Source organism: Gilliamella sp. App4-10 (assembly GCF_001690495.1).
GTDB lineage: Bacteria > Pseudomonadota > Gammaproteobacteria > Enterobacterales > Orbaceae > Gilliamella > Gilliamella apicola_G.
In genome coordinates, this window is record NZ_LZGS01000035.1 from 277,681 (window position 1) to 292,739 (window position 15,059).

The window sequence follows — 15,059 nt, forward strand, 5'->3', positions numbered from 1 at the left end:
AGTTCAAGTTTTTATTGAAAAGTTTTGTTATTCTAACTTAAGTCTAAGATTTTCCATGCAATAAAAGGCAAGCTTATCAAACAGGTTAAATTTAAGCAACTTTCATTCGTGATGTAATTCTGGATATTTTAATATCCTAAACTCAATTTCCATAAACATTATACGAATATAATTGATCCTCGTCAAAAAAGTGGACAAAAGTCACCTCTATGATATAAACAAAAATAATAGGAGACAAATATTGTAAATACCCCAAACCTAGTACACAACTCACGTAGAAAATTAAGCTGCCTGTTTTAGTGTTTTATACTCAATCGGCGTCATATTATTTAGTGCTTCATGAGGTCTTTCGGTGTTATAACTGGTTAGCCATTCTTCGGTTACCTTTCTTACTTGTTCCAGATTATTAAATAAATATAAATCTAATACCTCTGTGCGATAGGTACGATTAAATCGTTCAATATAGCCATTTTGATAAGGACTACCGGGCTGGATATAATCAATGGCTATATCATGGGATTTAGCCCAGTTTATAAAGGTTTTTCCTGTAAATTCTGGCCCATTATCGACCCGTATTTTTAATGGAAACCCATGATATTCGGCCAGTTTATCTAAGTAACGGGTAATTCTCCCTGCCGGTAAGCTTACTGCAATATCAATGCCTAGCGCCTCACGATTAAAGTCATCGATGACATTGAATGTCCTAAAGCGACGTTGATTACGACTACTATCACTCATCAAATCCATTGACCAACATTCACCTTGTTTATTAGGAACCAATAGCTTTTCTGGTGTTCTCTGGGGGATACGTTTTTTGCGTTTAGCTCTAATATTAAGTTTTAACTCACAATACACCCGATAAACACGCTTATGATTCCATTTATAGCCAAGCTTTCTGATGCGATTAAAACATTTGGGAAAGCCCCAGCGTAAATGCCGGTCTGTGATAGCATTCAACACCGAAATAATCACCAAATCATCCAGTAACTTAGGTTGATAATAGTCAGCACAACGGCTTAAGCCAACAATGGCACAACTCATAGCAATAGTAACTGAATGATTTTGTTGTAGTTGCTGTGCCCACGTTTTACGTGCCTTTGTGGGCACTAAAGCTTTTTTATGATTTCTTCCTGAAGCTGGGATTTTAAGCTCAGTTCGGCAAACATCTGTTTAAGTTTACGGTTTTCGGCCTCAAGCTCCTTTAAGCGTTTGATGTCTGAAGTTTCCATTCCGCCGTATTTTTCCCGCCATTTATAGAAAGTTGAATTCCCCATGCCATATTTACGGCACAGTCCTTTAACGGGAATACCGGCTTCAGCTTCTTTTAAAATAGATACAATCTGATGTTCAGTCATTTTTTTCATATTTAAATCCTCTGTGGGTTAATAAAGAGAATTTTCTACTTTTGTGCTGTACTATTTTAGGGGATAGTTACAACACCATTTCACTTGTATAGCAATTTGATATACAATATATACTACAGTACTTTCATACTAAATTAAAAAACGGCAATTAAAATGAGAACTGAAACCAAAGAATCGCCTATTAATATTAGAGCTAAGGCATCCCAAAAAGAATTGATTGATATTGCGGCTCATTTACTATCTAAATCACGCACTGATTTTATTTTAGAAGCGGCCTGCTCAAAGGCTGAAGATGTTTTGCTTGATCAGCGTCTTTTTTTAATCGACGATGAACAAATAAATGCCTTCAATCATGCAATAGAAGCCTCTTTTGATAGTAATGAAAAAATTCAAGCTTTATTGTCGCGAAAGTCACCATGGGAAAAATAGAAGCGCCACACTTATTGAATGAACATCATGATTTTACGTCATTTGATTGTGAAGAGTTGTCTTTGAATGAATGGTTGAAGAAAAAATCCTTAAAAAATCAAAAAAGTGGTGCTTCCCGTACATTTGTGATTTGTGACAATAACAAAGTAATCGGCTTTTATTGTTTATCAACTGGAAGTATCCAACATCGACAACTAACATTGAGTAGATTTAAGCGCAATATGCCCGATCCTATTCCGGTTATTATCTTAGGCCGTTTAGCTATTGATAAAAATTACAAAGCAAAAGGATTAGGTGCGGCATTATTAAAAGATGCTATATTACGCTCGAAAGAAGTCTCTAAACAAGTTGGTTCTAGAGCACTATTGGTACATAGCTTAACAGATGAAGCTAATGTGTTTTATATTAAATTTGGATTTGTTGATTCTGGGATTCAGAAAAGAACAATGCTAATCTCTTTATGGTAATAAAATTGAACTTAATTGTACATTTTTAAAGCGGTTCAATTTAGGGATACAAATACGGGTACATTTTTCATTTAAATTTTTCAAATCCTGTAACCACAAGGCTTCAACCCACATCTTCGATTCCGCGTCCGGGCACCAATCACCAAATTCTAAGACCTGCTTCTAGCAGGTTTTTTTATGTCTAAAACCTTTTCAATTTCCTTTTTTCTAACATAATATCTAATTCTAAAGACATCTCCACTTTTAAAATGGTAATTTTTACCATATGCTAAAATATCTTGGTTATCTAATTTAACTTTAACTCGATAATAGGCAGCTTTTTCATTATTAAATTGTTGAGAATAGATACTTAACGACTTTAACTTATTTAAATATAACGTATTGCTTGAAATTTTATTGATTATTCCTTTTTGCTGGCCAAATTTTTGATAGGGGAATGCATCGTATCGAATTGATACAGGTAAGCCTACTTTAATAAAACCAATAGCACTAGATGGAATAAATAAATTAGCTTCAAGTGTAGGATCTTCAGAGAACAACGTTGCTATAATGACATCATAACCAATGCTTTGTCCTTTTGAAACCATAATAGTACTGATTATTCCACCTTTAGGTGCTACGATAGTCATCAATTTTTGTCCATCATTTTCAATAAGTTTTTCTTCAATTGAATTTATTTCTTGTTCAAGAATGGATCTATTTTTTCTTGGAGTGGTATTTGAAGTAATTCAGCTTCTACATCATAACTTTTGCGATTTATAGAAGCCAATTTTTGTTCTAGATCAAATAATATTGACTTTTGATCAAGTGATTCTGATTGTCGGTTACTATAGTCAATTACTGATACAGCATCGGGATTAAAGAGCTTTCTGTACTTTTGTGATATTTCATCAGCAATTCCGACCCGTTCTGTTTGTACTGCTTTTTGAGATTGTAAAATAATTTTTTCTTCTTCAATATTTGTCTTTGTTTGTTGTATTGATATTTTTTTGACATTAATCTGTTCTAGGAAGATTTTGTTCTAAAGTATTAGGCTATCTTTTTTATTAAGCAGAAATTTTTGCACTGCATCATAAGTGGAAATATATTTTAAATTTCTTAGAACAAATAAAGGCTGCCCTATTTTAACAGTTTGATTTTCTCTTACTAGAATCTGATCAACAATGTTAGGCTCTGAGGATAAAAAAGTAACAACTCCATCAATTGGCAATAAGGCACCACTTACATGGATTTTCTTGAATAATCAAAAAAAATAAAAAGAAAAATTATTGTAATAAATATCATTAGAAAAAAGTCATTTATTAGATTTATGCTATACGGACTAATTAGCATTATTTGGTCGACAAGTGTCACTTTATTGTTTTCTACACAGTCTTTTCTAAAGAGAGATTTATTTGATTCATATTATTAGGCTAATCTCTAATACATTAAAATTGTTTAATTATTTACATATCAGCTAAACGTCGGTGTCTAAATTGATAGTTGTAATGTAAAAAATAAGGTAAATCTTCAAATAGCAACATCAACTATTTTCTGGATCTTCAGGTAGAAGTTTTACCCATATTTTTTTATATCTAAAATCGATTTTAATTATATGATTATAAAAAAATCATAACCTAACACCCCATCAAATGGCATTTCATTGGTTATTTCATCAAATACTCCGAAGTAATTTTTATCATTTGGAATATCGACGAATGCGAGTACTGTAAATGGAAAAGGAATGTCCTCTTGCCTCATTATTTCAGCTTTTTTAGACAGCCTTTGTGACATTATCATATTAGAGCCAGCACCTGTATCTAGTGCTAATGTGTAATTTTTTCATTATCCGTTACACTTAGCAAAAAATGTCCTTTAGGACTGGTAGAAAAAGGGACTTCTAACCAAACACTTGCTAATTGAAGGGTGAAATCATCAGATATGGTTAATTTGTGATTTCGAGTAACCATTTTATCTATAAGTAGCCCTAAACCAGCAACAGGTATCTGTTTTTCATTCATCTCTTTTTGTTGATTAGCTATTTTATTACCCGATTCAATATCTAAAACAAATCCCCAAGGTTGATATTCATCAACAACCAACTGTTCATAAAACAGATTGTTAATGGTTAAATTATGTAAAATAAATTGCTTTGTATAGCGTACATTTCCCAGTCCATCAGTGAATTTTAGCTTATCTTTTTTTTCCACTTTATCTTCAAATTTATTCAGCACATTCAGCGGTAAACTTAAAGCTGTTGTTGAACCTGTATCTAATTTGAAATCCACATTTTCATTATTGATTTTCAGGGTTACCATCTGCTGACCCAGATCATTTACATCTAACGCCCACTCTACTTCTTTAGCTTGAACTAATACGGTAAATAACGCAAAAACAGAGATAATTACTCTTTTATTCATTTAAATATCTCTACAATATATAGTGTTATATCATGCGGTAATATGAATTACGGCATGATATGATAAGGTTGAAATTCAATTAAAGGCTAGAAACGGGGGTATACAGCTAATGCCGTCTTTTAACCATCACGACAACAAAACGTCAAAAGGAACCTAAAGTGATGGTAACAGGCACTGCTCTGTTAATGAAGCTGTGCTGCCTCAATCAGACGAGCAATTAGTCATGCATAATGAATCTGATGCTATCGAATATGAAGTCTTGCCAACAAATGATGCTGCTTTGGAGTTTGACATCCACTTTGTACCACTGGTTTAAAATATACCAAAAATATGGCAAAGCAGGTTTTTCAATGAAACCCAGCCCACAACGAGGAAAAGCTGCTAAAAAATAGCCCCAAAAGTTAAAAAAATAGTGAATTAAAAGCGCTCATTATCAAGATAAAAATTTGGTAAAGTATTGATCCCTTGATAACAAATGGCTAATAGGGCGTTATTGGGTGATTGTGGAACTAGATAATATATAAGAAGTTGGCTCCTCCAACAGGACTTGAACCTGTGACATACGGATTAACAGTCCGCCGTTCTACCGACTGAACTATGGAGGAACCGAAATGTAGCGCGCATATTATAGATTTTATGGTACTATGTCAATAGTTAAATGCTTTTTTGTCTAAAATTGCCTCCTTTATAATCATTCAAGTGTTAGGATTGTCTTGAATAAGTGTTTTTGTCTGAGTAATTGTTGTGGATGCGAACCGAGCTCTTGTTGTGGGATGCTCTGTTTTAGATCGCGATAATAATCAATCCAATAAGGCAAAATTTGATTTGTTGTTACATCCTTAAAATTCATTGGATATAATGCGAAATAATCACTACCTTGTTTAGTTTTAAAGGCATAAGTAATCAGTTCACTGCAATAAAAACCCTCCGCATTGGGATGAAAGCTATGATTGTAAGGTGATCCTAAGCAATTTTTAGCTCGCTTTAATGCATTTTGAATAACAGCCAAATCATGGATTCTTCCAATGATATTACGTCTAGCCGCACCAACAAAATCAGTCAAAGATTGTTCAATTACGCCATATTTTTGTGTCGCTTCAATGACGCTATTATTGCCAATATATAAACCGACATGATTGATATTTCTTGTTATCTCATCCATATTAGGCACTGCGCCAGAACGGTTTATAGCATCACTAAAATCATTATCGTCGTTAAGGCTTTGGAAGATGATATCGCCACTTTGAATATTATTGATTTTTAGCACGATAACGCCATAGCGAAAACATTACACAAGTTGCAATAATAAATTTAAGTGCATCAATACCAACAAATGGAAAATACCCTACTTTTAACGCATCAATAAGCGTAATATGTAAATAGCCCATTAAATAAACAACGCCAAATACAAATAACAATTGATGCGCACAAGCAAATGCAATTAAGCCTAAAATAAAGCGACGATCATATCCCTTTTCTGCTGCAAAACCAGCTAAATAGGCACTAAATACATAGCCATATAAGTAACCCGAAGATGGTGACGCTAACGCCATAATTCCACCACTGCCATTAGCAAATAGCGGTAATCCCATCGCACCTAAAAAAAGGTATTGGATTATTGCTAATGCGCCTAATTTACGACCTAAAAAAGCACCAATTAGCAATACTGCCAATGATTGTAATGTAAATGGAACAGGATAAGTCGGAATACTAATATTAGCGGCTAATCCTAAAAGTAATGCTGCGCTGGTGGTGGCCAATAATTTACGTTGCCAAGAAGATAAATTGACCAGTGTCGTGATAAATGTTGGATAATACGAAGTGAGTTGTTGCTTCATTATTTTCTACCTTTGATACATAAATAGTAGAACTATAATAGCGCAACGCACTTTAATGTAAACTGTTTTTTATATAAAAAGTTTACATTAAAGTGAAGTTGTTGCTATCCCACTTTAAGATAAAGAGCGTGATAGCAAAAAAACAAGGTTTTGCTTAAACTAAGTATGGATTGCTGATTCGTTCGTGACCAAAACTTGACATTGGACCATGTCCAGGCACAAAAATAAAGTCATCGCCAAGAGGTAATAATTTGTTAGTAATTGATGAAATTAAATCGGTATGGTTACCTCGAGGAAAATCAGTTCGTCCGATACTGCCTTTAAATAATACATCGCCGACAAAAGCCAGTTTATCCAAATGATTAATAAAAACAATATGTCCTGGTGTATGGCCTGGGCAAAAAAGAACATCAAGGGTAATGTTACCTACTTGAATCTGGTCGCCTTCTTTTAGCCAACGATCAGGTAAAAAGCTATCCGTATAAGGAAAACCAAATTGTACGCATTGCTGTGGTAAATTTGTTAGCAAAAATTCATCTTCTTGGCTTGGTCCAATAATCTTTACATTATAATGTTGAGCTAATGTGGTTGCCGCACCAACATGATCCAAATGTCCATGGGTTAATAAAATCTGTTTAATATTTACGCCCAGTTTTTCAACGGCTTTTTTCAGTAGTTCTGGTTCACCACCAGGATCAATCAATGCGCCTTCCATGGTTTGATCACACCAAATAATGCTACAGTTTTCTTGAAAAGCGGTAACGGGGATGATTTGATACTGAAACATATACTTATCTCCTTGTTTTTTAACGATGGTTGGTTAGATTTTGGCCGTCTTCTTTTTTTAGTTGCGCAAAAATAACGCTGGATAGCACTGTAACCACACCGAGTATAACAAATGTTAATTGAAATGCATGAATAGTACTAGCTGAGTTGCTAATTAATCGCAGTAAAACTGCCCCAAATCCTGTACCAAAACTAATAGCAAGTTGTTGATTCACTGCCATTAAACTATTGCCACTACTTGTATTTTCGTTTTCTAAGTTCGCTAAGGTTATGCTATTCATCGCGGTATATTGTATAGAATTGATACCACCGATACAAAATAGCAATAAACTGATTAAGATAAGGGGCGTCGATAAATTTAGTAGAGACATTAAAATAATCATCACGCCCGCTAAAATGGTATTAGCAACGAGCACAAAACGATAGCCTAAACGAGCTAAAATACGAGGAATAACGATTCGAGTACAAATTGAAGCAATAGCCATTGGCATTAGCATCACACCGGCAAAAATAGCCGAGTAGCCAAAACCGACCTGTAATAACAAGGGAATTAGAAAAGGTACGCCAGATATCCCTAATCGGCAAATTAAATTGCCAATAATGCCTATTTTGAACGTATGAATCTTAAAAAGTGATAGGGGAAATAATGGTGTGGGTTTCTTTTTGGCATACCCATAATAGATAAGTAAAAAAAAGAAGCTGATTGCGGCAAGTAGCAATGAAAAATAATATGTTTGATTTTGGTTTAAAAACTCTACACTTAAAGTGGCACTAATAAAGGCAATCACAATAAATATAAAGCCAAACAGATCAAAAGGCATGCGTTCACCCTTTAGATTCGGCATATATTTCCAACTAATTATCACGCCTAAAATACCAATGGGTAAATTAATAAAAAACACCCAATGCCAACTCACCATATCAACCAGATATCCCCCTAATACTGGTCCCAAAACAGGTCCAATTAAACCAGGAATGGTGGCAGTATTTAAGGCGGCTAAAAAATCACTACGCTTAAAAGATTTAATTAATACTAAACGTGATATCGGTACCATCATTGAGCCACCAATACCTTGAATAACGCGCGAGATATCTAAAAAAATTAATGAATTAGATAAAGCACAAAGCAATGAGCCAAGTGTGAACAGTGAGACAGCCATCACAAAAATATTTCTAGTGCCAAATTTATCCGATAAAAAGCCACTGACTGGAATAAATAATGCTAGGGTTAAAGCATAACTTATCACTGCCGATTGCATATTTAAGGGTGATTCATTAAGATCTTTTGCCATCGTGGGAAGCGCAGTGTTTAATATCGAGGTATCAAGCGATTGCATAAAAAATGCAAATGCTGCAATCCATGGTAATATTCGATAAACAAAAGGCGGTAACTGTAATTCGCTATTCATTTTAATTTGGCCTGAAATTAATTTAAATGCTAGGTGAGCGGTTGAATATAAGCTCGGAAAATTAAGCTCTCTTACTACCTATTTTATTAAGAAAGAGAGTGGATGAATGCTATTTTACAATATTATTTGTTAATTATTGGCTTTTTTCTTATTTTTAACAGGCTTATATTACCAATAGCCAGCTATTAATGAACCAAAAATATTGTGCCAAACCGAAAATACTATAGCGGACAGCATTGTTAAAAGAGAGGTAATCGATCGAACAAACAGTTGATGAAATTGTTTGGTCATGTAAACCTGCTATGGGTATAATTAATAATAAAGTTATTTTAGTTGTTTTGTGTGATTTTTATTCTATTAATGCTACTAAATAGCGTTAAAGTATTTGTTAAAATCGTGTTCAGTATGTGATCTGCTGATTCATTGCGTAATTGGGTCAAAATTTTAAATACTTCAGCGATATATTCAGGGCGATTTATTTGTCCTTGGCGGCCACTTAATGGCATATCGGGGGCATCCGTTTCAAGCACAAGGCTCTCTAGCGGTAATTGAGCAATTGTATTGCGAGTTTTGTTCGCTCGTTCATAACTAATTACGCCACCTACACCAATATAATAACCCAGCTTAACAAATTGCATGGCTTGCTGATAGCTACCTGAAAATCCATGTATTACACCACGACAAGGTAAGTTGGCTCGATGTAATTCGTGGTACATAATATCGTGCGCTTTGCGTGAATGAATCAAAACGGGTAAATCAAACTGTTTGGCAAGCGCTAATTGTGATCTAAAAAATAATAATTGCTGTTGCCAATCAATACGTAAATCATAGCGATCGAGTCCGATTTCACCAATGGCAATTAATTTTTTAGGTTTCGTTTTAACGATATCGGTTAACCGATCTAAATCAGCTATGGTATGTTGATAAATAGGATGCAATCCCAAAGCGGCATAGAGTTCATGGTAATTATTCGTTAGTTGTAAAACAGTATCAAAATAGTTAGCACTAACTGCAGGTATGATTAACCCAACAATATCCGCTTGGCGAATCTTATCTATTGAATCGGCAAGATAATCGGTAAAAGGTGGAAAATCAAAATGACAATGTGTATCAATAAACATAATACCCTCCCCTTATTTTACCGTTGTTTGATGTAATAAAATAGGCAATAAAAACCGCTGGCAAGCAAATATAATTTGTTCAATTAATGTATCCGTTAAGTCAGGATAAAGGCGAGTATAATAACTGTCGCACTCAGCAGATCGGTTACATTCGCCTTGCCAAGTATTTAAAAGCTGATTGTTAGCTTTATCGCTCGCGACAATCTCACCGGTTTTTTTATTATAAGCAGCCATTAACCAACTCCATGCACTTTGCACTGGCAATAATAAAGGCTGATTAATACCGTGTAAATAACCCTCCACTAATGTGGTTAATATTGCAATTGCTTTATCATGGGGTAAGTGTAAAAAACGCCATTCAGTATCTTCCCGACCATAGAGGCGGCTTTGATTTTCAACTTGATCTGGATTTAAGATACAATAAACTAAATGATCAATCCACAGCGAAATACCATCTCGAATCGACAGTTTTGCAGGACGCCATGCCAATATACCGTCTTCTTGCACATGGGTTAACCAACCTTGTAATTGGACATGTTGCCCATTGGTCAAAATAGTTAAATTGACCTCTTGCGTTGTCATAACCAATCGTTCTTGGTTAATTTTATTCGCTAATGGTTGCAATGATTCGACTTGTTTATCATAAATAATTTCACCAAAGGCACCATCTGGTAATTCACCCGTTAAAGCTAAACGTTGATAAAAATCATCGAATTGTTGCGGTTCATTGCTGATCAGCTGATTTAAAATCAGCAAGTTCAATTGATAACGTTTTAAACTATCAAGATTAAAATTTTCGGCATCGGGTAAGGTATCATCCAGATAATTGATATAAAAATTAAACCGTTTTTGTAAAAAAAATCGAATAGAGTGTTGGTAAAATCGTTTTAATTCATCGAGATTGATATTATCGACATCAATAACAGGTATTTCACTAATAAATAATTGGCTTTCACCTTGTTGCAATGCCGCAGGTAACCACTCATCGGCATAGCTTTTTGGTTCTTGTAAAAAATTTTGAGGATTAAACGGTGTGCGTGTATGGTTTACACGTAAAAAATCCAAGCTGTTAGTAGAACTAACCATGTTATTTGCAGGTATATTATAATATTGGGCAATATACTCCCAAAGTTCATCAACTAGTATAGAGGGATAACGTTCACTGTTATCTTTCATCTCACGACCAATATAACTGATATACAGCTGTTTTTGCGCAGATAAAATTGCCTCTAAAAAAAGGTAACGATCATCGGTGCGACGACTGCGATCGCCTCGTCTTGGATGCTGTGCGATTAAATCAAAGTCAAGTGGAAGCAACGTTCTTGGATAATCCCCATCATTCATTCCCAATAAACAAACAACTTTAAAGGGAATGGAGCGCATTGGCATCATGGTACAAAAGTTTATCTTACCGACTAAAAAACGATGTGCTAAATGATTTTGTTCTAAGCGTGATTGCATAGCGTCATGCAAAATCGTGATAGAAATACTATCCATATAATTGGCAGACAAACCACTATTAATCAACGCTTGCCATTCTTGTGCTATCATCAATAAAATGGATTCACGTTGTGAATTGCTGACAAAAAAATCATTAATCAATTCAAGACAACAAGGCTGCCAATCAATGAGCGGTTTTTCTTCGTTTAAGATAACAAACCACTTCTTTACCACTTTAATAAATTCGGCTAATTGACCGATTAGTTCGGCATCTAAACCGGTTGCACCATCATAAGGTAATATCTGTTGCCACCCCCCATGCTCACTACTCATCGTATAGCCAAGTAATAACCGTTCAAGCCCAAATAACCAACTATGTGCACTATCAAGCCCAAAACGAATGCCTGACTCAACAATCCACGTCCTCAACAAGGTTAGCTGTGATTGATTAATTGTAAATTTTTCAGAAACAGCCGGGATCTCAAGCAAATTAAAGAGTTCTTCTGCTGTAAATCGACTATTTGGAAAATTTAAAATAGCAAAAAAACCTTGAACAATCGGATCGATATTTCGTGCTTTTTGATCTGAAATAGTAAAAGGTAAATAGCGCTTCTCATAAGCATTACCAAAAACAGCGCGAATATAAGGCACATACTTATCAATATCCGACACCATAACTATGCAATCGCGTAATTCTAGGGTGGGATCTGTGTCAAAAACTGATAGCAGATAATCATATAATACTTCAACTTCACGTTGCTCACTATGGCAAGCATGAAACGAAATTGACTTGTCTGTTGCTGCAATATGCTCATTACCAAAATCGTTTTGATACAGATCTAAAATATCTTGCTGAATAGCATTTAATAAACAAGATCGCCCCTGATCGACAAAAGCTTCAATATCTTGTTTATTATTAAATTCCTGTAACAGGAATAGATTATCACGGCCTAGTTTTCCCCACGAGGTTAAAAGGGGGTTGGGGATTTTATCGGGGGTATTGAATATATCTGACAACTGCTTTTCAACAATATCTCCCCAATACCATTTACACGGATTGTTAAACATCAAATGGACATCAATATGTTGCCCTAGTGCTGATAGTATCGAAAGATAAATAGGGGGAAGAGAAGTAATACCAAAAATAAAAATACGATTAGGTAACGGATCTAAACGTGAACGATCAAAGTGATTATCTAACAAAATTTCAAGCATTTGTTGATAAATATTAGCGCGATGATAAGGTTGACTGATGGATATTAGCTTTCGCCACAGCTCTGCTTGCCACCTTTCATCAGAATGATGATTTAATTCGCTAACAGTATGATTGGCTTCCCATTTTGCAAGCCAATCAGGGCGATAAACTAAGTATTGGTCAAATAACCGCGCAATACGCGTTGCAAGCTGATATCGTTTTTTATCTTGTTTATCAATATCCAGATAATGTTTAAGTGCGCTAAACTCAGGTTGTTCAATAACTTGGGGCAATAAATAATACAAACGCCAACTCATTGATTCAATACTATAACTATTTTCAATGGGGGCATCGGGCAATAATTTTTGATAAAGTTGCCAAATAAATTGAGTTGGAAAAAGAAAATCAACATTAGCTACAATACCCAGTTCATCCGCTAACGCAATTTGCAACCATTGTGCCATACCTTGGCTTTGCACCATGACTACATCAGGTGTAAATACATCCTCTAATGGTTGCCTGCGCATCAATTCACTCAATAGCGTCTTGAGTAAATCAACCTGATTTGAATGATAAATGGTAAACATAATAACACTAATTATTGATAAGAGAGGACTAAGATTATCGTTGATCGTTATTAATAAATCTAGTTGTTATGCTCTTTTCATAAGAAACTCCTTTCTATTATTAAATAAGTTTTCACTAAATTAGTGAGCAAATCATATATATTTGTTACCTTTATCTAAATAACCTATCCAATCTAGTATTTATGATCGATACTGTGATGGATAATGACTTTTTACTCTTTATCGCTAATCTTATTACATGATTATAATTTATAGTTGAACATTATACTTTTGTTTGATTTCCGCAAGCGCTTCTAATGATGTGGCATTAAACGCTTCGACCATCCATTCGGGCCAGCCTTGTCCTTTAATAATGTTGTCTTTAAATTGGGTTTCTTGTTCCCATTTGTATTTGCCATCGTTTAAACCGGCTAATTTGTTCGCGCACATAAAGTTATTGACCCAACCCCAAACAAAATAACTACCTATGCCACCACGTAATGGGTCTAACAAGATATGGTCGATTGTTTTATGGGTATTCGGTTTGCACACCATTAAAATAGTGGTGTTGAGTGAGTAGCGTGAAAAGTTATGCACCACCACCCCTTGTAAATCTGCCCAGTCATATTCTTTTATGCGTTTTTTATTGGGGTGCAAAAAGGTTAGTGGATTGCGTAACACTTTAAAATTAAAAAAATAGCTTTCATTGATATACACTTTACCCGTTTTACGATTAAAAATAATGGGGCTACCTCGGCGTGTAAATAAGTTATGATATAATTCAGGAATACAAAGATACATAGCAACAATACAGGCAATCAATGTAACTATCACTGTAATGAATATAGCTGACTCTGTTATAGGACTTAAATCCAAAATCAATGAAAAACCCAAATATATAATGGGTATTGAAAGAATTAAAACAATTATAAGCATAAATGAATAAAAAATTTGACTAGATTTTGTTTTACGAATAAAAGCACAGTAGTTATCATTGGCATAGAGCAAGCGATCATCGGCATCGGTTAGAGAGTTGCCGCCTTTTACTAAATCGCCTATCCAACCAAAAATTTGGGGTTGATATTGTGATGGCATTGTTCTGCTCCTTAATTTAAATTTTATTGTTTTTAGTCACAATTAATGGCACGCCTTCACGGTTATTGTAAAGTAGGCGGCGTTATCCTTTCCCGCCCTGAGCTATTAAAACTTATTGTTTGACATGATGTCGTTGTTTGATTTCGGCGAGCTCTGCTTGCGATGTGGCATTAAACGCTTCAACCATCCATTCGGGCCAGCCTTGTCCTTTAATAATGTTGTCTTTAAATTGGGTTTCTTGTTCCCATTTGTATTTGCCATCGTTTAAACCGGCTAATTTGTTAGCACACATAAAGTTATTGACCCAACCCCAAACAAAATAACTACCTATGCCACCACGTAATGGGTCTAACAAGATATGGTCGATTGTTTTATGGATATTCGGTTTGCACACCATTAAAATAGTGGTGTTGAGTGAGTAGCGTGAAAAGTTATGCACCACCACCCCTTGTAAATGGGCCCAGTCATATTCTTTTATGCGTTTTTTATTAGGATGCAAAAAGGTTAGTGGATTGCGTAACACTTTAAAATTAAAAAAATAGCTTTCATTGATATACACTTTGCCCGTTTTGCGATTAAAAATAATGGGGCTTCCTCGACGTGTAAAAATGTTTTGATAAAATTCTGGTAATATTGTCGAATAAATTACAAAAGTAAAAAGGAACATACCAGCATTCAATATAAAAAGAATTGTTATATCATCTATTTTAATAACATCGAAAAAAAAGTAAGAATAAATACTCATTGCGAAAATATAACCAATTAGGACAATACAAAATAGAAATAGATAAAAAAACTGATCAGATTTTGTTTTACGAATAAAAGCACAGTAGTTATCATTGGCATAGAGTAAGCGATCATCGGCACCCGTTAAATAGTTCCCGCCTTTGTCTAAATCGCTTATCCAACCAAAAATTTGTGGACGGTATTTTGATGGCATTTTATTCTCA

At 34.7% G+C, this 15,059-nt stretch carries 16 protein-coding genes and 1 tRNA gene; 2 read left to right on the forward strand and 15 right to left on the reverse strand.

Annotated elements, in window-relative coordinates; all coding sequences use genetic code 11:
• Positions 1–282: 282 nt before the first annotated feature.
• Positions 283–1,364, reverse strand: a protein-coding gene (locus A9G23_RS06330) for an IS3 family transposase (protein WP_442899768.1) whose coding sequence is annotated in 2 segments (ribosomal slippage) — positions 283–1,118 and positions 1,118–1,364 — 1,083 coding nt in all. Because the reading frame shifts where the segments join, the coding sequence is not laid out codon by codon here.
• 153 nt (positions 1,365–1,517) lie between these two features.
• Between A9G23_RS06330 and A9G23_RS06340 the strand changes: the two genes are divergently transcribed.
• Complete coding sequence (locus A9G23_RS06340) at positions 1,518–1,793, forward strand: type II toxin-antitoxin system TacA family antitoxin (protein WP_065561594.1); 276 nt, start codon at positions 1,518–1,520, stop codon at positions 1,791–1,793.
• On the forward strand, positions 1,790–2,260 hold the full coding sequence (locus A9G23_RS06345; protein WP_442899770.1) for a GNAT family N-acetyltransferase: 471 nt from the start codon (positions 1,790–1,792) through the stop codon (positions 2,258–2,260). Before A9G23_RS06340 ends, A9G23_RS06345 begins: the two co-directional genes overlap by 4 nt.
• A gap of 149 nt (positions 2,261–2,409) precedes the next feature.
• Here A9G23_RS06345 and A9G23_RS06350 read toward each other — a convergent pair whose 3' ends face one another.
• The 14 genes from A9G23_RS06350 to A9G23_RS06410 all read right to left on the reverse strand — a co-directional run bounded on the left by A9G23_RS06350 (position 2,410) and on the right by A9G23_RS06410 (position 15,049).
• A complete protein-coding gene (locus A9G23_RS06350; protein ID WP_065586793.1) occupies positions 2,410–2,889 on the reverse strand; it encodes an HlyD family efflux transporter periplasmic adaptor subunit in 480 nt (159 codons plus the stop codon).
• 392 nt (positions 2,890–3,281) lie between these two features.
• Positions 3,282–3,470, reverse strand: a complete 189-nt coding sequence (locus A9G23_RS06355; RefSeq protein WP_065586794.1) for a biotin/lipoyl-binding protein — start codon at positions 3,468–3,470, stop codon at positions 3,282–3,284.
• A gap of 380 nt (positions 3,471–3,850) precedes the next feature.
• The gene (locus tag A9G23_RS06360) at positions 3,851–4,039 is read right to left on the reverse strand and encodes a hypothetical protein (RefSeq protein ID WP_065586795.1); all 189 of its coding nucleotides are present in this window, start codon (positions 4,037–4,039) and stop codon (positions 3,851–3,853) included.
• A gap of 26 nt (positions 4,040–4,065) precedes the next feature.
• Positions 4,066–4,659, reverse strand: a complete 594-nt coding sequence (locus A9G23_RS06365; protein ID WP_065586796.1) for a hypothetical protein — start codon at positions 4,657–4,659, stop codon at positions 4,066–4,068.
• A 529-nt stretch (positions 4,660–5,188) separates the two neighbouring features.
• A tRNA-Asn gene (locus tag A9G23_RS06370) sits at positions 5,189–5,264 on the reverse strand.
• An 86-nt stretch (positions 5,265–5,350) separates the two neighbouring features.
• Positions 5,351–5,926: a YiiX/YebB-like N1pC/P60 family cysteine hydrolase gene (locus A9G23_RS06375; RefSeq protein WP_065586797.1), complete on the reverse strand. Its 576-nt coding sequence runs from the start codon at positions 5,924–5,926 to the stop codon at positions 5,351–5,353.
• Entirely contained in the window at positions 5,910–6,497 is a 588-nt protein-coding gene (locus A9G23_RS06380) for a biotin transporter BioY (RefSeq protein WP_065586798.1), read from the reverse strand. The genes A9G23_RS06375 and A9G23_RS06380 overlap by 17 nt, the downstream gene beginning before the upstream one ends.
• A 154-nt stretch (positions 6,498–6,651) precedes the next feature.
• The gene (locus tag A9G23_RS06385) at positions 6,652–7,284 is read right to left on the reverse strand and encodes an MBL fold metallo-hydrolase (protein WP_065586799.1); all 633 of its coding nucleotides are present in this window, start codon (positions 7,282–7,284) and stop codon (positions 6,652–6,654) included.
• Positions 7,285–7,303: 19 nt separating this feature from the next.
• Positions 7,304–8,692, reverse strand: coding sequence for an MFS transporter (locus tag A9G23_RS06390; RefSeq protein WP_065586800.1), 1,389 nt, complete (start codon positions 8,690–8,692; stop codon positions 7,304–7,306).
• 168 nt (positions 8,693–8,860) lie between these two features.
• Complete coding sequence (locus tag A9G23_RS11740) at positions 8,861–8,983, reverse strand: hypothetical protein (RefSeq protein ID WP_255306892.1); 123 nt, start codon at positions 8,981–8,983, stop codon at positions 8,861–8,863.
• Between the two features lie 38 nt (positions 8,984–9,021).
• The gene (locus A9G23_RS06395) at positions 9,022–9,813 is read right to left on the reverse strand and encodes a TatD family hydrolase (protein ID WP_065586801.1); all 792 of its coding nucleotides are present in this window, start codon (positions 9,811–9,813) and stop codon (positions 9,022–9,024) included.
• A 12-nt stretch (positions 9,814–9,825) separates the two neighbouring features.
• Positions 9,826–13,035, reverse strand: coding sequence for an exodeoxyribonuclease V subunit gamma (gene recC / locus A9G23_RS06400; RefSeq protein WP_065586802.1), 3,210 nt, complete (start codon positions 13,033–13,035; stop codon positions 9,826–9,828).
• 249 nt (positions 13,036–13,284) lie between these two features.
• Positions 13,285–14,109: a DUF6708 domain-containing protein gene (locus A9G23_RS06405; protein WP_065586803.1), complete on the reverse strand. Its 825-nt coding sequence runs from the start codon at positions 14,107–14,109 to the stop codon at positions 13,285–13,287.
• A gap of 112 nt (positions 14,110–14,221) precedes the next feature.
• Entirely contained in the window at positions 14,222–15,049 is an 828-nt protein-coding gene (locus A9G23_RS06410; RefSeq protein ID WP_065586804.1) for a DUF6708 domain-containing protein, read from the reverse strand.
• Positions 15,050–15,059 lie beyond the last annotated feature (10 nt).

Excerpts from the sequence above, each read along its gene's own strand:
- A9G23_RS06360 (WP_065586795.1), bottom strand. The coding sequence starts at position 4,039 with ATGATAATGTCACAAAGGCTGTCTAAAAAAGCTGAAATAATGAGGCAA.
- recC (WP_065586802.1), bottom strand. The coding sequence starts at position 13,035 with ATGTTTACCATTTATCATTCAAATCAGGTTGATTTACTCAAGACGCTA.
- A9G23_RS06365 (WP_065586796.1), bottom strand. The coding sequence starts at position 4,659 with ATGAATAAAAGAGTAATTATCTCTGTTTTTGCGTTATTTACCGTATTA.
- A9G23_RS06390 (WP_065586800.1), bottom strand. The coding sequence starts at position 8,692 with ATGAATAGCGAATTACAGTTACCGCCTTTTGTTTATCGAATATTACCA.
- A9G23_RS06405 (WP_065586803.1), bottom strand. The coding sequence starts at position 14,109 with ATGCCATCACAATATCAACCCCAAATTTTTGGTTGGATAGGCGATTTA.
- A9G23_RS06350 (WP_065586793.1), bottom strand. The coding sequence starts at position 2,889 with ATGACTATCGTAGCACCTAAAGGTGGAATAATCAGTACTATTATGGTT.
- A9G23_RS06410 (WP_065586804.1), bottom strand. The coding sequence starts at position 15,049 with ATGCCATCAAAATACCGTCCACAAATTTTTGGTTGGATAAGCGATTTA.
- A9G23_RS06395 (WP_065586801.1), bottom strand. The coding sequence starts at position 9,813 with ATGTTTATTGATACACATTGTCATTTTGATTTTCCACCTTTTACCGAT.
- A9G23_RS06380 (WP_065586798.1), bottom strand. The coding sequence starts at position 6,497 with ATGAAGCAACAACTCACTTCGTATTATCCAACATTTATCACGACACTG.
- A9G23_RS06385 (WP_065586799.1), bottom strand. The coding sequence starts at position 7,284 with ATGTTTCAGTATCAAATCATCCCCGTTACCGCTTTTCAAGAAAACTGT.
- A9G23_RS06340 (WP_065561594.1), top strand. The coding sequence starts at position 1,518 with ATGAGAACTGAAACCAAAGAATCGCCTATTAATATTAGAGCTAAGGCA.
- A9G23_RS11740 (WP_255306892.1), bottom strand. The coding sequence starts at position 8,983 with ATGACCAAACAATTTCATCAACTGTTTGTTCGATCGATTACCTCTCTT.